We start from the raw sequence: 23,341 nt of genomic DNA, 5'->3' as shown, positions 1-23,341 counted from the left end.
CGCATGCAACCAACTAAGGAATTCTTTATTAGTTATATTATAAGAGATATTTCCTTAGAGAAGGCAATAACAGACTTAATTGATAACTCGATTGAAGCTGCCAAATCTATGTCCAACAGTGCCTTTTTAAACGATTTTAAAATTCAACTAACATTCAAAAAAAATAAATTTATTATTAAAGACAATTGTGGTGGCATATCTAAAGATAATGCTAAAAATTATGCCTTTACCTTTGGTCATATAAATCTTTTAGAAGAAAAAACAAAAGATGCGAATCATTTTGGAATTGGTATGAAGAGATCATTATTTAAAATTGGTAATAACATTAAAATTGAATCTGCTACTAGTAAGGGGGACCATTTTACTATAGCTTTAGATGTTAACAATTGGATGAAACAGCCCATGTGGGATATTAAATTAAATGATATTAAAATATCTATTAACAATGACATAGGTACTATTATAGAAATTAGACAATTAAATAAAGTAATATCAATCCATTTTTCAGATAATAAATTTATCTTTAAGTTAAAGGAAATATTAAGTAAAACTTATAAACAAGCATTAGAAGATGGTATTAAAATTGTTGTAAATGATACACCACTAAGTTATAGTGACACTGATATCGAGGTATTTAGAGATAATGCTAAAGTTAGTGATTTTAATGTTGAAATTGTTATAAAAAAAGGTGAAAATAATATTAGAAATGCAGGTTGGAGTATTTATCTTGATGAGATTTTAGTTGTAGAAGCAGATAAAAGTGTACTTACAGGATGGAATTGCTCCAAATTAAGGGAAGGATTTTCATCACCGATTTTCGAAGAAAAATTTTATTGTTTTAGAGGATCTGTATATGTAAGAAGTAATAATAAAAATACAAAACTTCCATTTACAACAACAAAGAGTGGTTTAGATACAAGTACTCAATCATATTTAGAGCTTAGAAACCTTATTGTCAAAATTATGACAAAAGAACTTCCCATTTTTGATAATGGTATAGTAAATATTAGATATCAGAAATCAAAAGAGGAAGTTGAAAAGTTAAAAAGAATTTTAAAAGTAAAATATGCTAAAAGTGTTGGAGAGATAACCTATGATGAATATATAAGAACGAATAAAATTAAAATATGAAAAAACAATAAACATTGTCCATTTTAATTCCCAATTTTGTAATGCGCATTATCCTAAACGGACATACTATTAATCACGCTAAGGAGAGATATTTATCTCTATAATTAGAAATAATAAAACAACACAATATATAATAAAAATTATAAATTGTGCTGCTTTTTATTGTTAAAAAATATGTAGACTTAGATTTTCGGTAATCAAGGAGTAATGTTGATATTATTTAGGTTATCAATTTATCTATAATTTCCAATAACAACTTGTACATTTCTGTTCCCCCTATATTCATTTATAGAAACATTAAAAGTTACGTCAAGTTTAATGTTATTATAAACTCCATTGAACATTTTTATTGTTTCTTCATCACCAAATTTATTTATTAAATAGCATCTAAATTTTTCTATATCTCCAAAGTAAATACCTTCTAATTTATTTCCACCATTTGATATAAATTTAAGCTTTAAAACATTTTTATTAATTCCTAAAATAGTGGCCTTTGAAATTCCAATGTTCTTTTCAGCAAATAGTGGTTTATGATTTCCTTTTCCATATGGTTCTAATGTTTCTATCTCTTCTGCTAAACTAACATTAATATTATTAAAAGGTAATTGAATATCTATGTATACTCTAGGTATTAAATCATCATCTGTTAATGAAGTTTGTGCATTCAAACATTCTCTTAGCTTCTCTAAATTTTCCAATTTCATTGACAATCCTGCAGCCATAGGATGCCCTCCAAACTTAGCAAGTAAGTCTTTACACATGAATAGTCCCTCGAACATGTTATATTGTTCTATGGACCTCCCTGACCCCTTAATACCATGTTCAGCATCTGTAAGAATGAGTGTTGGTGCATTATATTGTTCTCTAATTTTGCCTGCGATTATTCCAGCAATACTTTCATGAAGGTCAGCTTTATAAACAACTAATATTTTATCTTTCCTCATACCTTTTTTTTCTATTATTTCAATTGCATCTTCGACACCTGCAAGTGTCATATCTTTTCTTTTCTTGTTTAATTCAAAAAGCTCTTTTGCTAAACTTTTGGCTTCTTCAGCGTCCTCAGACAACAACAATTTTAATCCTTTCTTAGCATCATCCAATCTCCCAGCCGCGTTTAGACAAGGCCCTATAACAAATCCTAAATGATACACACCTATTTTTTTGTCCTCTATTCCCGTTTCATTTATAAGTGCCTTAAGTCCTATATTCTGTGTGTTATTAATAATCTTTAATCCTTCTTTTACAATTATCCTATTTTCACCAACTAAATCTACAACATCACAAACAGTTGCTATAGCAACATACCCTATAAAAACATTTGCCTCATCCTTGCTTTTTCCCATTTGTTCATATAAGACCTGGATGAATTTAAAAACAACCCCTGCACCACATAACAATTTAAAAGGATACCCACAGTCTACTTGTTTACAATTAATTATTGCGTCGGCATTAGGAATTATTAACGTCCTACTACCATCACTTTCCTCTTTAAATGGTACATCATGGTGGTCAGTTATAATACACGTCATTCCCAAACTTTTAGCATACTCAATTTGTTCGACTGCAGCTATACCATTATCACAAGTTATTATTGTATCGATACCCTCTTGTTTTGCAGTTTCAATGATGTTTTTGTTAATTCCATATCCATCTAAAACCCTATGTGGTATTTTATAATCAACATTAGCACCACATTCCGTTAATCCTCGATACAATAAATATGTACTTATTATTCCATCTACATCGTAATCCCCGACAATTCTAATCTTTTTATTTTCAAGGATTTTATGTCTTATTATATTCACTCCATTGTCTAAATCTTTCATTAATTTTGGATCAAATAATTTATCTGTGCTTGGATTTATAAAGCTAACAATACTATCATCACTTGTGATTCCTCTATTTACCATTATCCTACATAATATTTCACTTATATTTAATCTTCTAGACATCACTTTAAAATCAATTTTATTATTTTTCAAAAACCATTTTTCCAACTATGCACTCTCCTTAACTATTTAGAATTATAATAATAAGATCTTTTTTTCTGACAAGTTCGTTTCATATTTTCTTAATTCTTTATGTAATTTTTTTATAGTTATTATAAATTGTGCGTTTTGCTCATTCAATTTTCCAACTTCACTAACAAGACTATTGTTAGATACTTCCAGAACCTCAATTCTATCCAAACAAACTTGGGCATCTAAATCCTTATTTTGTTGTTTAAGTATTATTCCATTTAATGAGTTAATCTTCTCATTAAGTCCATCAATAGATTTAAACACATCATTTTTTTCACTCTCATCTTGATTTTTTAATATATAAGTTTCAAGTACTTCCCTATTATTATAAACTGTTTGCCTTGCTATTCCAACCTTACTAACAATGTTTAACACATTAATCTTATTTGATCTATATATTTCTATTGATGCTTTTCTTTCCTGAATTATTGACTGTATTCCTGTTTCAATTTTATATAGATACTCCTTTATGTTTGGTTTCAAACTTGAATATTGTGGCATATCATATTTTTTAAGTTTATCCCCAATTATACTAATATTTTCTAACTTTATATCCATATTTTAACCTCCTCCATTATATCAAATATATTTTCTGTGATGTATTCAAGTTGAGGGTGCTTTTCTATAATCCTCTGATTACCCTGTTTTTCCATCTCAATCTTTAATTCCTCAAGTTCTTTAATTAAAAAAGATTTTGCCATCCTTTTTAATTTGATTGTTTCAATGTTAGCCTCAGAAATAAAGTTATTTGCTTTATCGTATTCTATAGTTATTAATTTTTCTTTAAACCTTTTATAAGTAATATCAGCAAAGTAATAAACCGTGCAATGATTTGGACACATTTCAAATGCACACATAAATTCATTGTACTTGCACTTTTTCCCAAAAGCACTTTTAATACAAAATCCTTCTCTCTTTTCTCTTATAGGAACCTTACTTGACAATTCGTCTACAATTTCTTTCAAATCAGTTTTTATGTTATATTTATTTTTCTGAATAAACTCATCAATCTTTGAAATAAGTAAATTAGCCTCTTCTCCTATCAAATTATACTCACCAGTAACCACTCCCTCTAAAACACCTTTTGATATTGCATTATCCTCATTACTTCTTTGGTAATGCATTGTCATCTCAAAAGTCAAATGATTCATCTGATCAGCAATCCACCCTATCTCAACTCCAGCATTAATAAGTTCATTGCATACTGCAACTCTAAACTGATGAGGATTCGGAATTGATACATAATCAGAACTCTTTAGATTATTGAAATAATCTGCTTTGACTAGTTTAGATTTTTTAATCTCTTCCATAGTCAGAATACGAAATCCTTCATATTGTGTATTTATAACTTTAAGCTCTCTAGAATTTCTTACTACAAATCTAGCTATCCATCCTCTCAATGTTTCACCTTTAATTGGATTTTTACAATTATCACCAATAAAAATATATTCCGAACTATTTCTTAATCTAATATTACTTGTTAATTCTTCAAGTGTATCATATGCTAATTCAGCAATTTTTGTTAAAAATGTTTTAGTTATTTGCGAATGAGTTTTAGTTCTTACTGTTTTAGTGGTTATGAATTCTAAATATGGAACTTTCAAAGTATAATTAAAGCACCATTCAAATTTCTTTTTATTAGCTTTAATTATACTTAGCTCGTAAATTCTCATACCAACTTGAGATAAAAGCAGTATAGCACTTGCCTCCTTTTTTTCTGTTATATTAAATTTGTCAGAATATATTTCTTTTAAACATAAAGAAATTATTTTGTCGTACATGCCATGAGGCAAATTAGGAGTCTTTCCAGATTCCATCTGTGCTCTTAGTAAGTCTGAATTATTGTTAGATAAAAGTTTTCTTGCTTCTGAATAATCAACCTTTTCTTGAATTTCAATATAATTCAAGAGTTTTTTAAACAATCTTCTATTATGATCTCTTTCACCTTCCGATTTATATTCTATATCCAATAATTCATTATATTCTTTTACACACTTTAAAGTTATAATAGTGCAATCATAAATATAATTTTGGCATAAGAATTTACATATTTTCTTCATATACATTAAGTATTTTTTTATACTACTTATAGCTCTATTATTAATTAATAATTCTAAAACATATTTTTTAACATATTTTTGGTAAGCATAGTGTATGTTGCTAAAATCATATTTATTTTTGTATGGACCTTTTTCAGGGTTATAATTACCAAAATCCCAAATATCATCTGAAAAATATATTTCCACATCAAAAAATGGTAACCTGCCAATATCTAACGTAGTTATTAATTTGTGCTTTTCATCTGAAATATTTGCTATCTCCATCAATTTAGCTGTTTGAGTTTTATTTAAAAAATCATCCATTTATTTATTCCCCTCGCTTTTCTTTTAATGTATATAGCTCACCTAAAAAAGCCACATATATTTTTTTAATAGAAACCAAGTGTTCTTTTTCATGTAATATATTTTCATTCTTTATAAGTTCATCAATGTTTTTTATACTCTCTTTAAAATATGGTATTCTATCCAAAGTAACAACAAAATTTCTACAAATCAGGCACTCTATTTTTTCCTTTTCATCACATGTTCCACTACAAAATCCACAGCCTTTTTTCACTGTTATTTCTCTAATATCCATTGGAATGTCTAAGATAACTTCACTTAATTCAGCAACTATACGGCCTTGTAAATTAACATTACCTAATTTTATATTATAAAATGCCTCTAAATAATTTCTAACATCGGGCTTAATATAATGTTTAATTGTCGTAGTAAAATCTTTATGCCCAGTTGCAATGATTGCTTTATAAACATTCCCTTCTTTAACAGCGTTTTCAAACAGCTTTGTCATATATGTAGTTCTACAATTATATAGTGTATATGGGCCGCCTTTTAAATTTAACTTTGAGGTAATTCTTTTAAACAACCTATAAAATCTGTCCAATTTTATACCTTCAACTTGATTGTTTATGCTCTTATAAATAAAAATATATTCTTTTATATCACTATTTGCTTCTTCCCAGTAGTCTTTAGATATATACTTTGCCTCATTAATTGCTCTAATTGTATATTCAGAGGGGTTTGCCTCTATATCTTTTCCGTGTGATGTCTTATTTTGCATTTCTAATGTATCTCTATTTACTTCACCCTCATCTTCACTTGTATAATCAATTACAAAATCACCTTTTTTCATCCCAGGTTTAATACATGATCTTTTTAAATTTAGTATCTCGTTTGGTCTAAAATTAGTTGTAAGTAATAAATGAAAAAAAACAAAAAACATCCTATCAATATAATTACCATTTAACATCCTATTTTTAAAAGTTTCTAAAATAATGTCCAAATCTTCTTGTATAATAATTTTACCATTAAGATTTTTGACAGTTGTTATCCTTAAATATGAATATATAGTAGGATTAATAAAAAAATCTCCTTCTTCATCTAAAAATTTAACAAATGAATTAATTGAAGATATATATCCATTAACAGTATTTACATTATCATATTTTTGATTTATATATTCTCTAAAAAACAATATGGTATATTCATTAATAATTGAACTATTCTTTTTATCAGCTGCATAAGAATGTAAATTTACAATATTTTTTCTAAAATTCGCCATCGCCCCGCCTTCTATAACTTCAAAAAATATAAATAAATTATTAACACTATTCCTTAAAGCTTTAAGCGATTTCCGTTTCACCATAAACCATTTTTTCAATTTATGCCTTAGAACGTTATCCTTTACTCTTGAAAATTCTAAAGGAATATAATCAATTGACTTTATAGTTGTAGTATATTTCTCATAACCATTTGGTGCTAACAACCATTTATCATTTTGTGGTATTTCATCAAATTTATTATAATATACAACTCTATATCCTTTTCCAAATAAAGTATTAAAGTTTTCTCTAAACAGGAAAGTTCTATCAATTCCACTACCATTGTTAAATAACTTATGCTGTGAATTATTGTTTTCAAAATAATTAATTAAAAATCTATAAAAGTAATTGAGATGTTTTAAGTAAGGTTTACATTCCTCATTTTTTAATTTATAGTATTGGAACTGTGTCAACATCGTTTCATACCCAAATTCTTCTATAACCTTTGGTATATCTTCTGACTTACCAAAGCTCTTTTCAAAACAAGTTATAAATTTGTATATACTATATCCAAAATAAGTTTTATTTTGGACTTCACAATATTTTATAAATTTTCTCATAAGATTACTTAAAAACTCACTATCAAAATGTACCTCATAAAAATGTACCATTTTATTATTTTTTATCATAAAAATATCTAAGGGAGTACTCCCTACTAAATAATATTTTTTATAGTTCAATATTTTATCATAGCCCTCACTCATAAATATCCAACAGTTGTCTCTTAAAAATTTTGTATGTTCCCCCAAATTAATACCGATTTTAAGAATGTATCCATAAAACTTGATTAAATGTTTCGCACCTATATTTGAATTAGAGACCTGATTGCACAATAACTTCCATGATAACTCTTCAATTTTTATGTCTCGAAAAATATTAATAAATATTTTTATGCAGTTCTCAAAATATTTACTTGTTTCCGGATTAAAGTATTCATCATCACTAGTAGTTATATAATCATACAAATAAATTTTTAACCTTTTGTCTTTAATTACATCATTTAAGAGTTTTTCATAAAATTCAACTACCATGTCATATCGTCCTTCCATTAGTATTTTTTAAATTAGGATTATCAGCTATCATTTTTTCTGCCCCTAACGTATTTGCTTCATAGACATCCTCTTCAGTTGGCCTCCAATAGCACATTACACTAGCTATGCCTTTATGTCTTAAATCATTAGCTAATTCCAATACTCCTACTCCATCCTCCTTTATTCTTCTGACTGCAAAGCCATGGCGCAAGCGGTGCGATAAATTATGTTTTTTAACATTTTTATCAACAGTACACCCCGCTTTATTATAAATAACTCTTAATTCTTTATTCCAACCACCTTTATGTAAACTACCTCCGTTTTTGTTCAGAAACAAATAATAATTATCTCCTTCTAACATACTTCCATCTGACACTTTATCTGCCTTCGCAAAGCCTGTATAATTCGATCTATTTGTTTCGCTCATATTTCCATGGATAATATCAATATATTGTTCAATTTTATCTAAAAGTTCATAAGTTGGCTTAATAATTTGATACCCAACGTTAAATGTATTATAAGCCCCACTTTCATATGTTAATGTGCATTTAGGTTTAATGCATGTCTTTGCGTGTTGATCGCATTTATCTGAAAGTCGGTTCCTAATAATAATTTTAGATTTTCCGATATCCTCCAACGTTAATCCTAATACTTCACCTAACCTTAAACCATTCTCGAACATTAATCTAACCATTATTTCCGCTCTTAAAGAATATTCCTTGCGAATAATAGAAAGAATTAATTGAAATTCATTTGGTCTTATATACATTGGAACGGTTCGCGTATTTTGTGTTGATAATTCACTTATTGTATATTTTTCATACGCTTTTTCCCTGGTGTGTCCAAGTAACCCATCACTATCTTTCTCAACATGAACTACTGTCTTAGCATTTAATGCTTTATTACTGAACCCAAGAAATGTAAGGTATGTTCTGTAAACTGAAAAATATTGATTTATTGTATCACTGCTCCTAATTGTCATATAACTAAATTCAAATTGTTCCCCTCTTTTACCATCTCCATAAAGAAATTCTTTTAATTTTATTAGATCCTCCTTTTTTAAATCTTCTGAATTAATATTAAAGATTTTCATAAATGAATATAATAATTTAAGTGCTGATGCAACCTTATTCCTTGTATTTATCGATTTATTTTTAAATTCTATATTCAGATATTTATAAGCATTTCTAATCACATTCATATCCGAATCGTAAATTAATATATTATCAAATCCATGCTTATTTATTGTGACACTTCTAACGTTTATTTCAATTTCATAATTGTTTTTTTCTTTTAGACTTATGTATTTTTTACTATAAACTGTACTTCCATCTATATTTTGTTCTTGTATCAAATACATTTCAACTACCTCCTTTTAAATTTTTTGTAATTTAATACCATTATTTATCTTATTAATAAATATAACACTAAATACTGTATTATACAATACTTCAAGTAACTATATGTTTCAAAATCAATAAAAAATAACACTCCCTATTAAAGGAATGTTATAAAAAGTGTTCATAAATACAAGTAACCATATGTCATAATCCCCATAAACAACAATTTTTTCTTTATTTTCTATTGCGAGTTTTATTATATCTACAGCTTTTTCCATATCTTTCATTAAAAAAGGATCATACAAATCATCTATACTTGCTCTCATAAATTTTTTTATATCTATGGCATTATCAAATCCTCTATTAATTAAAATCTTAGCTACAACTGGGCTTACACCTGATTTGTTTGCGAGTGAATTAATATCTTTAGTTGTATTTCTTAGTAACCACTTTTTCTTCATACTTATCTCCTACTTTCCACTTTTGGCATCAGAACCTGCACTGTAGCATTAACTAAAACCTTATTTACTACATCCATTATCTCGAGCTCCGTAATGTTTTCCATTCCATCAAATTCCGTAAATAACTCAAACCCATCATTATACATAATTTCATACGTATTTAAGCTTACACTAGTTTGAATAGATTTCTCAAGGGCTACCATTCTTCTTAGTTTATAACTTTTACATAATTTTAATATACACTTCTCATCAAAAAAGTTTCTACGTTCTTTCACTTTTTCTATTTCAAAATTAATAATTTCTATAGTCTTTTCTACATTCTCATTTGCAGTTCCAAGTGATATAGTAAAAAGCTTTATTCCTGTTTCATTTTTAATCTTACTACTTATATCATAAACAAGTCCTCGCTTGGTCCTTACTTCATCAAACAAAATACTACTTGTACCGTCTCCAAAAACTAAGTTAAATAGTTTTAATGCACTAACTTCTCTCCTATTCAAATTGTGTATTGTGAAACAATATTGTATTTTAGCCCCTTGTAGATCATCTCTATATTCGTAATAGACACCAGGTTTATTATTTTCGTATAAGTTCTCCAAATTTTCTTCTGACGCACCGTTTTCAAGGACTAATTTAGTCTTCATATTGCCAATATATTTCTCCACTATTTTCAAAATTTCTTTAAGACTCAAAGAAGATACAACGCTTATTACGCAATTATCAGTTGTGTAATACTTTTCATAAAAACTCTTAATTTGATTAATTGTAATACGACGCACACTCTCCTCATTACCTATAATTAAATCTTTAATCCTTCTATTTTTAAATCCATTAGAAAACATAGAATCTTCGCAAAATTGATTGGAATCATCCTTCCATTCTTTTAGTTCAGCGCAAATTACTTCTATTTCCTCGTAGAATCCATCATTTTTAAAAGAAGGATTTAAAAGAATATCCGAATAAATTTCGAATCCTTTTTCAAAATCTTCATCTAAGGTTGTACCATAATATACTACGTATGGGTAATTAGTCATTGCATTACAAAATCCAAAAGTTTCATCACATAATTTGTTTATTTCATATTCAGAGCGCAAAGTTGTACCCTTAAAAAGCATATGTTCTAAAACATGAGCAACCCCTAACTGCTTTTTTCCCTCTCTATTTGCTCCTGCATTGAACCCTATAGTAAAAGAAGACAAATTATTTTCAGCTTTTTTATATAATAATTTTATACCATTTGTTAACTTTACCTTTTCCATATAATCACCTTCGTTTGTTTTTTGAAATATTTTTGTTTTATTTTATTTTGTTTTGTTGTACACTAATATGAGATTTACTAATATTACAAATTTTTTTTAATATCTTTCTTAAAGGTGGTGACTAATTTCTTAAACACATTTTATTTAAGAAAAATACTATATGAACAATAAACATAAAAAAGCTCAATCTCTAACTCAATTTATTAAATATGGTATAGTCGGTGGTTCCAACACTATAATAGATATTGCTGTACTAAACATTCTATCATATACAACTGGAATAACTCACGGAAAAGCTTTATTTCTTTTTAACCTCATTGCATTTTCAATTTATTCAATCTGCGGATATAATTTAAATAAAAAATTCACTTTTAAAGAAAACGATACAAAAAACGCTTACTTCCAATATGCCTCTGTTCTGTTTTTTACTATGATTTTAAATAGCTTTATTTTAGTACATTTAACCCGTAGGAATCCCTTAATTCGCATTATGCATCACCATAGAAGTATAGCTCACTTAAATCATCTTTGGCTTAATATATCCATGATAATAGGTTGCATATTTTTAGGTATACTTGGATTCTTAATTAACAAATTTTTTATTTTTAATAAAAAAAAGACACTCTAAAATTAAGTTTTATTTAACTTTTAGTCTGTGTCTTTTTTATATTCCTATTTTAAAGTAACATTTTCTATATAATCGTCTAGGAGAGAGCTAGTTAAATTTTTACCTCTACCTGCTCTGTTTTGAACGTTTATATCATTGAGTTTTATATCTTTATTTCCGCCACCAAATGAACTGATAAGCAAACTTATATTATCGTCATTTATGTCATTTGAACCTTCTGCAGTTTTTTCATCTATCAAATTCACAAAAATAACTTCATCATTATCTTTTAAGCTTATTCCAGTTACCCCTGATGCACCCTTGCCCATAAAATTAATTGTATTTACATTAAATCTTATACACATTGCCTTTTTTGTAACAATTATTACATCTTTATCAACCTTATCATCATTAATTTTCACAAACATTAATTTATCTTCTTCTGTTTTAAGTTTATATACCAAAGTCGAATAGAAATCTCCTTCTAATTCTTTAAGTTTAGTTCGTTTTGTAAATCCTTTCTTTGAAAAGAAATACAGACTTATTTCTTCACTAAAATTATCAACAGAAATAATCTGGGCTATTTTATCGTTAGCATTATAATTATCAAGAAAATTATTTATGCATGTACTTTTTTTATTAATATTCTGAACCATATAGCTAGGTAATTTATGGACTAATCCATTTTGCGTAAATATTAGTAGTGTAGATGTTGATTTTGTATAGGTGCTTAATAAAGTATTAGTCCTTCTACTTGATATTTTTATAACTCCTTTTGCATTTAAACTAAGATAAAATTCTTTATAATCATAATCCTTAGTATATTCAATTTTCATAACTTCATCGCCCGCTGTTAGATTAAATAATTGAGTTCCAATTACATTTCGCTCAACCGACTTAAGTTTAGGTTCCTCTACAGAAAATTCTAGGCCCTCTTTAGTAATTACCTTTATAAAAGCTTCTTGCCTTTCTTTTTCAATTAGTTTAATATCAATAAGTTTATCATTTTCTTTTAGTTTTAAAGCCGATAATTTAGAATAACTTGTAATAAATTTGTCTAAAAGTGTTTTTTTAATATTTCCTTTGCTTGTAAAAAACATAAATTGTTTGCTAGCAGATAAATCTCCTAATAAAAAAGTGGCAACAATTTTTTCTTTTGCTAACTCCATTCCACGAATAAGTGTATCCAGTCTTTCTCCCTTTTCCTTCCACTTATATTCTGGAACCAAATCTCCTCTTAATTGATAAATATTACCTATATCAGTAAAAATCATCAAAGTTTCTTTAGTATTTGTTCCAATTAAAGATGTATTAAAATCTCCCTCTCTATACTCAATATCGCTAGGATTGACGTTAGACCTATTATAATATTTCATAGGAACTCTCTTTATGTACCCATCGTTTGATAATGTTATCATAATATCTTCGTCTAGCATTATATCCTCAACTTCTATTTTTGCTTCACTATCATCTTCAATAATTTCTGTTCTTCTTGGGTCATTATATTTTTCTTTAATTTCTAAAATTTCTGTTCTTATTACATTAAGAAGTTCTTTCTCGCTTCCAAGTATTTTGTTGTACCCCTTAATTAATCCTTCTAACTTTTTATATTCCTTTAAAAATATTTTAAGTTCGAGTCCAGTTAGCCTATATAACATAAGTTCTAGTATCGCTTCAGCTTGAAGTTGCGTAAAATTAAACTTGGCTATAAGATTTTCCCCAGCATCTTTCTTAGATTTTGAAGCTCTTATTATCGAAATAATTTCATCCATTACGTCGATTGCCTTAATAAAACCTTCTATAATGTGAAATCTTTTTTTTGCAACCTCTAGCTCCATTTGAGTCCTTCTAGTCACAACATCCTTTTGGTGATTTAAATAATATTTTAGAATAGTTTTAAGACTCATCGTTTGAGGTTTTCCATTAGCAAGTGCCACCATATTAAAGGGTACATTACATTGAAGTTCTGTTTTCTTCATTAAGTAATTAAGTACCTTTGTCGCAACATCTCGATTTGTAGATTTCTTAAATTCAATAACTGATCTAAGTCCCGTTCTATCGGATTCATCTCTAATATCTACAATGGATTCTAGTGCTTTAAAATGTTTCTTCTCAGCTGTCATATCCGAAATAGATTGAAGTAATTTAGCCTTGTTTTTTCTATATGGAAACTCTGTAATAACTATTCCTAATCGTCCACTTTCTAAAACTTCTATTTTCATTTTAGAACGTAACGTTACTTTACCCTCTCCGGTCTCATAGGCAGATTCTATAGCATTTCTTCCAATGAGAATACCACCTGTTGGTAAATCTGGTCCTTTTATATACTTCATAAGTTGTTTTGTTGTAATATCATTATTATCAGCATAAGCGAGTAATCCATCAATTACCTCTCCTAAATTATGAGGTGGTATATTCGTAGCTATTCCCACTGCAATACCAAATGTTCCATTAACTAGCAAATTGGGATATCTTGATGGAAGTACTGATGGTTCTTTCTCTGTATCAGAGTAGTTATTCACCATTTCCACTACGCCTTTATCAATATCCCTTATCATTTCAAGTGCAATAGGAGAAAGTCTTGCTTCTGTATAACGCATAGCAGCAGCGTTATCTCCATCTTGACTTCCCCAGTTTCCATGACCATCTATCAAAGGTTTCCTTGTAGAGAAATCTTGGGCAAGTATTACCATCGCACCATAAACAGAGCTATCTCCATGTGGATGATATTTACCAAGAATATCTCCAACAATTCTCGCTGATTTATAATAAGGCTTATCTGGAAACGCCTTTAACATATATGCGCCATAAAGAATTCTTCTATGTACTGGCTTTAAACCATCTCTCACGTCTGGAAGTGCTCTTTCCCTAGCAACCTCAACAGCATATGGGAGGTAATTATCTGGCATTGCTTCTTCTATTGGTGTCATTATTATATTATTATCTTTTGGTATATCAATTTTTTTTGCCATTTAATATATTCCTCCTAACTCATCACCTGGGTCGCTGATATTAATGACTTCAGAAGTAGATTTAGAGCTCACGCATTTATATATATTGCGAAAACTCCTTCTGAAATGTCATTAAAACTCAGCATATTTATACATGTAACTTTTTCTTGGTGCAACCACATCTCCCATTAGAAGAGAAACCATTTTCTCAGCTTTTGCTGCATCTTCTATAGTAACTTGTTGTAGTGTCCTAGTAATTGGATTTAGTGTAGTGTCCCAAAGTTGATCCGGGTTCATTTCTCCAAGTCCTTTATATCTTTGAATAAGTGCACCTTTACCAATTTCTTTTTTAGTCTTTTCTAATTGTTCATCACTATATGCATACTTAACCACTTCTCCATTCTTACTGGCCTTATAAACCTTATAAAGCGGTGGCATTCCCATATAAAGATGACCATTCGCAATGAGTGGCCTCATATATCTATAAATAAAAGTCATCCATAATGTTCTAATGTGGTATCCATCAACATCTGCATCACTCAAAATAATTATTTTACCATATTTTAATTCTTTTTCACTATAATTTTCGAGTACCCCTGTTCCAATGGCAGTATTAAATATTTTTAATTCTTCACTAGCTAATACATTTTCTAGTTTTTGTTTTTCTGTATTCATAATTTTACCCTTAGATGGCATTATAGTTTGGAATCTTCTATCACGAGCTTGCTTAGCACTTCCACCAGCTGAATCTCCTTCAACCACTATAAATTCTGTAAACTCTGAATTTTTTAATGTACATACTGCAATTTTACCTGCAAGAGGTGATGCACCCTTACCTATTTTTTTTCTTTCTGCATCATTAATCTTTTTTATTTTATCTCTTCTTGATGAGGCAGAAACTGCATTGTTTATTATGTTAGTAGCCATCTCTTTGTTATCTTCTATCCATTCTAGAATTTTAACATAACAAAGCTCGTTCATCATGCTATAAGCCTCATTATTTCCTAGCTTACTTTTTGTTTGGCCTTCAAATATTGGATTACTAATTTTAATTCTAACTATTGCAGTCATTCCTTCTCTTAAATCATCACCTTCAAAATCTTTATCCTTGTCTTTCTCTTTCAAAAGACTAAATTTTTTAGCGCCATCTTTAAAAGCTCTTGTCATCCCAGTTTTAAAACCAGTTTCATGAGTTCCAGACTCCGTAGTTGGTATATTATTCACATAGCTAGCAATATACTCTGTAGTAGAATCAGTAAACTGCATACACACTTCTCCATATAATTGTAACCCATTTATTTCTTTTTCACCTTGAAAAAATATAGGTTCCTTGTGTAGAAGTGTTTTACTTTCATTTAAATAATCAATAAAATCTAATAACCCTCTTTCTGAGTGATATTCCTTTATAACATTTCCTTCTTTTCTATTATCAATAAATACTAATTTTATTCCTTTATTTTGAAACGCCAATTCTTGTAATCTTTCATCTATTAAATCCGAATTAAATTCAAGGGTTGTAAATACCCTCGCATCAGGCATAAACGTAACTTTACTACCCGTATCTTTTGACTGGCCAATCACCTCAAGCTTACTTACTGGTGTACCTGGCATAAGTCTTTTTAACTCCTTATCAAATGAATATTCAAATCTTTGAGAGAAAATTTTTCCCTTTTGTTTTATTTCAACAAGCAACCATTCCGATAATGCATTTACAACCGCTGCTCCAACACCATGAAGTCCACCAGAAGTCTTATAATTTTTATTATTAAATTTTCCTCCAGTGTGGAGTTCTGTAAACACCATTTCTACACCAGATATATTTTTTATAGGGTGTATTCCTGTAGGAATACCCCTACCATTATCAACAATAGTAACACTTTTATCTTCATTTAATATTATTTTAGCTTTATCTCCATAGCCATTAGCTATCTCATCTATAGAGTTATCTAATATCTCCCATATGCAATGATGTAGGCCCTTGCTACCTGTAGACCCTATGTACATGCCTGGTCTTATTCTTACAGGCTCTAGCTTTTCTAGAGAAGTTAAGTCTGTTACATCATATGTTTGAATTTCTTCATTTTCAAAACTCATAAAAATCCTCCAGTAAAATTTTATCACACATTTGCTATTTTATATGTTTATTCACAAAAGGTAAAGAGATTTTAATAAAAAAATAGAACGTTAGTTTCTATTTTTAATAATAACTTTGTAATTTTATATTGTTTTCAACCAACTTTAGCCCTGCTTTCTATAAAAATATTGACCGGCAAAGTTAAACTTTTCTGCCGGACAATACCACAGTTTACTTTGATTTTTGTATCCATTTTATTTGATTGTTTTATTAGTTGCCGGCAATAACGCTGCAGCTACTCTTATTAAACATTTTAAACTTTCATCATCTATCTTCTTTTTAAACCCTAATAAATCAGTGGAATCTTTTGCTAATTCAATGGCTTTTTCTTCTTTAAGGGCATTATCGCTATTTCTGTAGTTAATTTCTACATATTGTACAACTCGTGAAATAATTCTAAGAATTATCTTTGCATTTTCTGGTGTAGAGTCGCTAGAAACTAACGATCCAAGTATTACAGAAGCAAACCCAAAATAATCATCTTTTAGATTGTTATCCTTATCCTTTAATAAATAAGCTAAATACCCAAGTCCCATTACCAAAAGCACTATTAATACATATTGTATAATTATTGTCGCCATCACATACCCCTCCTTATTTGTTTTTATATTACTTATATGCCGCTCAAATAAGAAGTGATACGTTTTTAAGTGAATTGTAATAAAAAAAAGCCTTTCAGCTTTATTTTATGTAAATTGTTCTATTTTTTTACTTAATTAACTTCCTATAACTATATTACTTAAACTGCATATTGTAAAGATAAGAATACACTCCTCCATTACCAATAAGTTCATCATGTGCAAGTTCTGATATATCAAAAAGGTCTGTAACTATTCTTGTAACCCCTTATACTTAAAGTTAGTTTACTATTATCAAAAGTTCAACTTAGCTAAATTATAACATAGCTTTTTTATTCTATGGTTATTTGTTTTACGCCATCTACTTTGAGGCTCTTTTTTAGAAACTAAAGTTTTATTCATTTAATAGTAGCAATACCCATACTTAAACCAAATAAAACAACTGCTATTACTACAATACTAATTATTATCATACTCTTTTTCTTCATTATTTCACCCACTTTAAATACTAAATTAGCTTTGAATATACTCTTCGTAGAATACTAATGTCATTTTACTAATTACCTTGATATATCTATCTCACATTCTCTTTCTCCTAAACTTTCAGCAAATCTTAATAAATAACCATCTGGGTCCATAATTAAAAACTCTTTCTGCCCTAGTAATATATTATTTGCTTTATACCAATTCTCTTGCATCTCTATTTTTATTTTATAGTCATGTTTTTTTATGTTTTCGTATAATTTATCAGCATCATCTACTCCTATTTCAAAATTAACTCCTCTACCAAAAGGGTATGCTAAAATTCCAGTCTCCCAATTTCCATTTATTTCTTCGATCATAATTTGCGAACCATTTAGTGCTATTAAAGCAAATTTATCATCTTTTCTTTGGTATACTAACCTAAATGAAAGAATATTCAAGTAAAAATTCAAACTAATATTTATATTTGAAACAGATATCTCCGGTATTAGTGCATTAAGTTTATCCATAAAATAATACCCCCTTAATTTTCATATACTCATATCTGAAATGCCTTCTCTACAATCCATTCGACACCTTCTAATAAATTATTTGCTACATAGTCTGGATCTATTTGAGACCACTTATCTCTATCTTTCTCTAATGTCTCATTACCAGCTCCAGTTAATACAAGAATTTTTTCCATATTAACTTTTTCTGCGGCCATCATGTCGCTCCACCTATCCCCAATTACAAAACACTTTGATAGATCAAGTCCATATTCGACCTTTGCTTTTAATAACATTCCAACTTCAGGTTTCCTACATTTACAATTTTGTTCTGGTAAATGTGGACATATATATGCTTTCTCAATTCCAAAACCTGTTAACTCATTAATAAAATCTTCTTCTGTAGCTTCTCCAACTGAAATACCCGGTTGATTTGTAAATGCAAATACTCTGATTCCATTTTTCTTTAGGATTTTTATAGCCTTTTGCGTAAATGGATATAAAACAAATTTATCAGGATATGTTATATCAGTATCCCCACCCATTGTTCCATCTCTATCAATAAATACTGCTTGGACCTTTTTTAAGTCAACCATATTAATTACTCCTTATTTTTTTTACTTTCTATTTTCTACATATTAGTAGTGCATGATTGCTAATTCCTAAAATGCTCTTCTCTCTACAACTGCACAGATTATAATAATTCCATGCATCATATTCTTTCTCATTCATTTCATCTACAAGCTTTCCTAGCAATGGGCTTATCCCATCAGTTGCTACATGGTCAATAATTTTAGTGTTAAATTTTGAAACTAGTGATTCCATGTCTGAAGGCGTGGTAAAAAATGCATCTGTCCAAAAACATTCTTTTTCACCTTCTTCTATAGTCCCGCCACTTAAAATCTTATCAACAAAAGCATGATTTAAAAATTTTTTATCTTGCGTCATAATAGAATTAAGTACATAGTGCTTATTTATATATGCAACTGCAAGTATTCCTCCTTTTTTTAATATTCTCAAATTTTCACTAATACACGCTTTTCTATCCTTTTCATTTACAAGATGGTACATTGGTCCTAGACATAATACTACGTCAAAACTTTCAGAATCATATTGCTTTAAATCTATAGCATTAGCAACTTCTGCATGTAGTTTAATAGGTTCACTAACTTTATTGAGCTTTTCTTTAATAACTTCTACATTTCTCGGAGTTATATCAGTAGCTACAACCTCATTCCCCCTCTTTGCATAATAGAAAGAATATACTCCTGTACCCGCGCCTAATTCTATAATATTATCTTGACATTTTATGTATTCATTTAGAATACTTGTTGTTACATTAAACTCTACCTTTCTTGCTTTGTTAGTTGAAACCCTACTTTCTTCGTCATATGTATTATAAAAGTTGACAATATTATTCATAGATATTCCCCCTCATATTACTGGATAGTGTTAACACTATCTATGTTTTATTTCTAATGAATCTAACTAGTTACTTAGCAAATATTATAAAAATACTCTCACCTCAAAGATTTGTATATCTTAGAGACGAGAGTTACTTGTTTGCTCTTCTTAATATCACTTTATTATATAAAAATTATTTTGTTAAATTATACATCTATATACTCATTTTGTAAATATTATTTTCTTTTTTAAATGTATTTACTGATATAACACCCATTACGTTCATAAATCTATCACCTATTTATTACTTTTTTGCCACGCTTTTCTAACATATTTGCCATAATGCATTTTTAGATTTTCAAATGCTTCTAGTACTCCACTTGGTATATCAACATGTACAATATAGTTTTTACCCTTTGGTCCATACCCCTTAGATGTATCATGCAACCTTGGAATTTCACCAAGTAGTAAAGTTATATAATGCTCCATACTCCACATTCCACAAATATTATTATCCTCAAAAACTAATTTACCTTCCTTTATAATTACATGAGCTCTATATGAAGCATACCCTATAAATGTTGTATTACATTCTCTCCACTCTCTTTTGTATGTGGCATCCATTCTTAATTGCATAGATGAATCCTGCATAATTATTACATTCTTAGGTTTAATTCCTTTATCCTTTGCTAGTCTTAAAGAAAACAATGCATTTTCTCCACAATTTGTAGATTGTTTTTCCATAAAAATATCATTTTTAGATATCGAATATTTTTCATATAATAAATCTGAAATCATATCTGCTTCCATACGATTTTGAGTAATAATACTCGGATACCTCTCTGAAATTGCTGTTCTTAAAAGAGATGTGGTATGCCCTTCCCCTCCTACAATCATTAATTGTTTTGCAATACCATTACTAAAAGTTTTGCCAGCAATTTCACAACCATATACAATACTACCCCCAAGAAGAATCAACAAATCCACTTGCTTTATTCCATACTTTTTTATTAAGGCAGCTTTTGACAAATCCTCAATATCTCTTTTTGAAAGAAAATCACCAAGTATATTTAGATTATCCGCAACTTCTTGTAAATCTGTTTTTTCCATTGTCTCCTCCTTTATAAATAATCAGCCCCATAAGATAAGGGTCATTTAACTTTTATATTTTTATTTATCTTCGTTAACAATTTTATGATAAATAATATATGAATATACAGTAGGCACAACTACCATTACTGCCAAAATGATTATGAAAACTATTCCATTAAAAGTTACACCTATAACAGTTAATAGGATATTTAATATTCCTCCTATAACCCATATTGGTCCAGCCATTCTATGAGTTTTCTTCCATACTTCTTCATTTGCTAAAGTCCAAGGAGTTTTTATTCCCACAAAATAGTTAAACTTAAATCTACCCATTACATTTCCTAATAAAATGAATAACAATGAGACCATTATTTGCGTGAAATCTGGTTTATTAATGATAGTTCCTGTGGCTATTAAAAGCGCATATACTTCCATTGCAAGAAAAAACATTATTAATAGATACTTTAAATATTGGTAAGTTGCCTGAAATGCTTCATAATTTTTTCTTTTGGGATCTATATAAGGTAATATAATAAATAATAAATACATTCCTAAATTTATAAATGCTAAACCAAATGCTCCAAAGAATTTACTCCCATAACCATTTATTTGTCCATTTGAATTCCAATGCATAGGTATTCTGCTTGGAAGTAATGGATAAAAATGAACTCCAATTGCAAACCCTACAAATATAAGAAACAAAATTCCCCAATCTTTTTTTAAAACATTACTTATCTTTTTCATTTTCACTTTCCCCCTCATTAAGATGTGTTGTATTAAAAAACCAATTAGTTACTTCTTGGAACACTGTGGTATCAAGAGAATAATAAATGTATTGACCTTTTCGCTCATCTGTTACCAAAAGCGATTGTTTTAAAGCATTAAGATGGTGAGAAATACTAGGTTTTGTCATATTAAAATGTTCTGCTATTTCCCCAGCAGTCAAATCTTTCTCTTTTAATAATAAAATAATTTTTCTCCTGGTTGGATCCGCAAGTGCTTTAAATGGTAAATTGAGAATTGACATATTAATTTCTCCTTATAATTTTCTAATTTCATATAATTAGACATTTAGATAACTATCTAATCTTCTAATTGTATTTTATTCCTTTTTTCTTTAAATGTCCACACTATTTCTTTTTTATAGAATTATATTTTCATATCTACAAAACTATAGCTACAAAAAAATAAAAAAGAAGATTTCTCCTCTTTTTTATCTATATTAATAATTTTACACTAAGCTTTTGGAACAAATTTGAAATTTAGAATCATTCCTATTGCTTACGCGCTTTCATAAACTATTGTTTTGATTGTTCAAATGACACTACATCTGAATTTTCAAAAAAAGTTTCCTTATGATATATAAGTCCTATTCCAATAAGTCTTCCATCAATATCTTCTATAACAAATTCATAACTGCCATAATCCGTTCTACTTGGTTTTGAGACTACTTTAACACCTTTTGATTTAAATTCTTTATAAAGTATATCTACCCCACCAACTGTATCTGGGTCAATATATGCATCGTAACCCACACCATATGTTTTTTGATTTGATTGAACTTTTCCAAATTTTGATTGTATAATTATAAATTCAATTGAATCTCTATATATTGCTGCAAAATTTTCAATTTTATCATAATGCTCTGCATACTTAAACCCAAGTTTTTCAACATAAAAGTTTACAGCTTTTCTGACGTCTTCAGATATAAAAACTGGGCATAAATTTGTTAATTTTACTTTATTCTCTGACATTATACCTCACCCCTATATATTATTAATTATATTAATCAATATAATCGGATTTAGAAATATTATAGTATAGTGTTGTAACTTCTTTATTATCTAATAGTTTTAACCTCTCATTTTTTTGAAATCTATATTTAAATCTGCATTTTTCAATTACTCTTTTAGACTTAGAATTAAAATCAAAATGTCCGCACCAAATTAAATCTAAATTTAATTCATTAAATCCGTATTTTATTAAAAAATTTACAGCCTCTGGGATAAAACCATTTCCCCAGTATTTAGGACTAAGAACATATCCTATTTCCTTTTGCAACAAGTCAGAAAGACTATCATCAGGTTTTCTGTTATGAAGTCCAATTCCCCCAATAACTTTGTTTTCTGATTTTAAAACTACAGCATATGTTTCATTATTTTCAATAAACATTCTTATTATCCCTTTACTATCTTCCTCATTCTTATGCGGTGGCCACCCAGCACTTGGACCTACTAATTCACTTTTAGCATACTCATATAAATCAGCACTATCATTATCTTTCCATTGTCTTAGTATCAATCTATTAGTTACTAATGTTTCCATATTAATTCATCGCCTTTCCCTAAAAGTACTTACCCCTAACAACTAATCTGTTTACAATTATTGTTCTTCCTACTCCCTTGCCATGCAATTCAGGTAAAACGAATATTGTTAAAAGTATACTTTCATCTTCTTTTCCCCAAAAACTTGAGATTGCTCCACAACCAATAATTTTCTTATCTAAACAAAAAACATACATGTGTGAGTAACCCGCTACCATTATTACTTTATCAGCATTATAAACTTCAGATAACCGTTTCATCTCTTCTTTGGAATAATCCATTATGTTAACTTCCAAAAAATTTCTACAAATCATTTTTGATACAATAGTTGCGTCATTATTATCAAATCTTCTTATCTCTAATTTTTCCATATGCT

At 28.6% G+C, this 23,341-nt stretch carries 21 protein-coding genes; 2 read left to right on the top strand and 19 right to left on the bottom strand.

Translation table 11 applies throughout. The features are described 5' to 3' along the window. Positions 1-3: 3 nt before the first annotated feature. Positions 4-1,131, top strand: a complete 1,128-nt coding sequence (locus Q0649_RS07680) for an ATP-binding protein (RefSeq protein WP_298839688.1) — start codon at positions 4-6, stop codon at positions 1,129-1,131. Between the two features lie 233 nt (positions 1,132-1,364). Here the strand turns inward: Q0649_RS07680 and recJ are convergent, their stop codons facing one another. The 7 genes from recJ to Q0649_RS07645 form a co-directional block, all read right to left on the bottom strand. Then, positions 1,365-3,083: a single-stranded-DNA-specific exonuclease RecJ gene (gene recJ / locus Q0649_RS07675; RefSeq protein ID WP_298839717.1), complete on the bottom strand. Its 1,719-nt coding sequence runs from the start codon at positions 3,081-3,083 to the stop codon at positions 1,365-1,367. Between the two features lie 72 nt (positions 3,084-3,155). Further along, the gene (locus Q0649_RS07670; RefSeq protein ID WP_298839685.1) at positions 3,156-3,710 is read right to left on the bottom strand and encodes a hypothetical protein; all 555 of its coding nucleotides are present in this window, start codon (positions 3,708-3,710) and stop codon (positions 3,156-3,158) included. Continuing rightward, on the bottom strand, positions 3,701-5,515 hold the full coding sequence (locus Q0649_RS07665; RefSeq protein ID WP_298839684.1) for a tyrosine-type recombinase/integrase: 1,815 nt from the start codon (positions 5,513-5,515) through the stop codon (positions 3,701-3,703). Before Q0649_RS07665 ends, Q0649_RS07670 begins: the two co-directional genes overlap by 10 nt. 4 nt (positions 5,516-5,519) lie before the next feature. Next, a complete protein-coding gene (locus Q0649_RS07660) occupies positions 5,520-7,844 on the bottom strand; it encodes a tyrosine-type recombinase/integrase (RefSeq protein WP_298839682.1) in 2,325 nt (774 codons plus the stop codon). Between the two features lies 1 nt (position 7,845). Next, positions 7,846-9,204: a site-specific integrase gene (locus Q0649_RS07655; RefSeq protein WP_298839679.1), complete on the bottom strand. Its 1,359-nt coding sequence runs from the start codon at positions 9,202-9,204 to the stop codon at positions 7,846-7,848. A 114-nt stretch (positions 9,205-9,318) separates the two neighbouring features. Next, positions 9,319-9,645 (bottom strand): hypothetical protein, encoded by a 327-nt coding sequence (locus Q0649_RS07650; protein WP_298839676.1) that lies wholly within the window; start codon positions 9,643-9,645, stop codon positions 9,319-9,321. Positions 9,646-9,647: 2 nt separating this feature from the next. Further along, the gene (locus Q0649_RS07645) at positions 9,648-10,904 is read right to left on the bottom strand and encodes a pitrilysin family protein (protein ID WP_298839673.1); all 1,257 of its coding nucleotides are present in this window, start codon (positions 10,902-10,904) and stop codon (positions 9,648-9,650) included. A gap of 160 nt (positions 10,905-11,064) precedes the next feature. Between Q0649_RS07645 and Q0649_RS07640 the strand changes: the two genes are divergently transcribed. Then, the gene (locus Q0649_RS07640) at positions 11,065-11,532 is read left to right on the top strand and encodes a GtrA family protein (RefSeq protein ID WP_298839671.1); all 468 of its coding nucleotides are present in this window, start codon (positions 11,065-11,067) and stop codon (positions 11,530-11,532) included. Between the two features lie 44 nt (positions 11,533-11,576). Here Q0649_RS07640 and Q0649_RS07635 read toward each other — a convergent pair whose 3' ends face one another. From Q0649_RS07635 to Q0649_RS07580, 12 genes are all read right to left on the bottom strand, one after another. Then, positions 11,577-14,483 (bottom strand): DNA topoisomerase IV subunit A, encoded by a 2,907-nt coding sequence (locus tag Q0649_RS07635; protein ID WP_298839669.1) that lies wholly within the window; start codon positions 14,481-14,483, stop codon positions 11,577-11,579. Positions 14,484-14,594: 111 nt separating this feature from the next. Continuing rightward, positions 14,595-16,556, bottom strand: coding sequence for a type IIA DNA topoisomerase subunit B (locus tag Q0649_RS07630; RefSeq protein ID WP_298839667.1), 1,962 nt, complete (start codon positions 16,554-16,556; stop codon positions 14,595-14,597). 234 nt (positions 16,557-16,790) lie between these two features. Continuing rightward, positions 16,791-17,177, bottom strand: a complete 387-nt coding sequence (locus Q0649_RS07625) for a hypothetical protein (RefSeq protein WP_298839664.1) — start codon at positions 17,175-17,177, stop codon at positions 16,791-16,793. 557 nt (positions 17,178-17,734) lie between these two features. Beyond that, positions 17,735-18,166 carry a VOC family protein gene (locus Q0649_RS07620; protein ID WP_298839662.1) on the bottom strand — a complete coding sequence of 144 codons (432 nt, stop codon included), beginning with the start codon at positions 18,164-18,166 and terminating at the stop codon, positions 17,735-17,737. A 29-nt stretch (positions 18,167-18,195) separates the two neighbouring features. Continuing rightward, positions 18,196-18,741 (bottom strand): HAD-IIIA family hydrolase, encoded by a 546-nt coding sequence (locus Q0649_RS07615; RefSeq protein ID WP_298839659.1) that lies wholly within the window; start codon positions 18,739-18,741, stop codon positions 18,196-18,198. 28 nt (positions 18,742-18,769) lie between these two features. Then, on the bottom strand, positions 18,770-19,567 hold the full coding sequence (locus Q0649_RS07610) for a class I SAM-dependent methyltransferase (RefSeq protein WP_298839657.1): 798 nt from the start codon (positions 19,565-19,567) through the stop codon (positions 18,770-18,772). 279 nt (positions 19,568-19,846) lie between these two features. Then, positions 19,847-20,659 carry a YdcF family protein gene (locus Q0649_RS07605; protein ID WP_298839654.1) on the bottom strand — a complete coding sequence of 271 codons (813 nt, stop codon included), beginning with the start codon at positions 20,657-20,659 and terminating at the stop codon, positions 19,847-19,849. A gap of 60 nt (positions 20,660-20,719) precedes the next feature. Continuing rightward, the gene (locus Q0649_RS07600; protein WP_298839651.1) at positions 20,720-21,385 is read right to left on the bottom strand and encodes an SdpI family protein; all 666 of its coding nucleotides are present in this window, start codon (positions 21,383-21,385) and stop codon (positions 20,720-20,722) included. Continuing rightward, positions 21,369-21,668 carry an autorepressor SdpR family transcription factor gene (locus Q0649_RS07595; RefSeq protein ID WP_298839648.1) on the bottom strand — a complete coding sequence of 100 codons (300 nt, stop codon included), beginning with the start codon at positions 21,666-21,668 and terminating at the stop codon, positions 21,369-21,371. The genes Q0649_RS07600 and Q0649_RS07595 overlap by 17 nt, the downstream gene beginning before the upstream one ends. A gap of 271 nt (positions 21,669-21,939) precedes the next feature. Beyond that, positions 21,940-22,395: a VOC family protein gene (locus Q0649_RS07590; protein ID WP_298839646.1), complete on the bottom strand. Its 456-nt coding sequence runs from the start codon at positions 22,393-22,395 to the stop codon at positions 21,940-21,942. 31 nt (positions 22,396-22,426) lie between these two features. Further along, positions 22,427-22,966 carry a GNAT family N-acetyltransferase gene (locus Q0649_RS07585; protein WP_298839644.1) on the bottom strand — a complete coding sequence of 180 codons (540 nt, stop codon included), beginning with the start codon at positions 22,964-22,966 and terminating at the stop codon, positions 22,427-22,429. Between the two features lie 19 nt (positions 22,967-22,985). Continuing rightward, complete coding sequence (locus Q0649_RS07580) at positions 22,986-23,336, bottom strand: GNAT family N-acetyltransferase (protein ID WP_298839641.1); 351 nt, start codon at positions 23,334-23,336, stop codon at positions 22,986-22,988. Between the last annotated feature and the right edge of the window lie 5 nt (positions 23,337-23,341).

The sequence above is a fragment of the uncultured Clostridium sp. genome (genome assembly GCF_937920395.1).
GTDB lineage: Bacteria > Bacillota > Clostridia > Clostridiales > Clostridiaceae > Clostridium_AD.
Note: the sequence above shows the minus strand (reverse complement) of the source record. Positions and strands in the feature narration are given on the sequence as shown.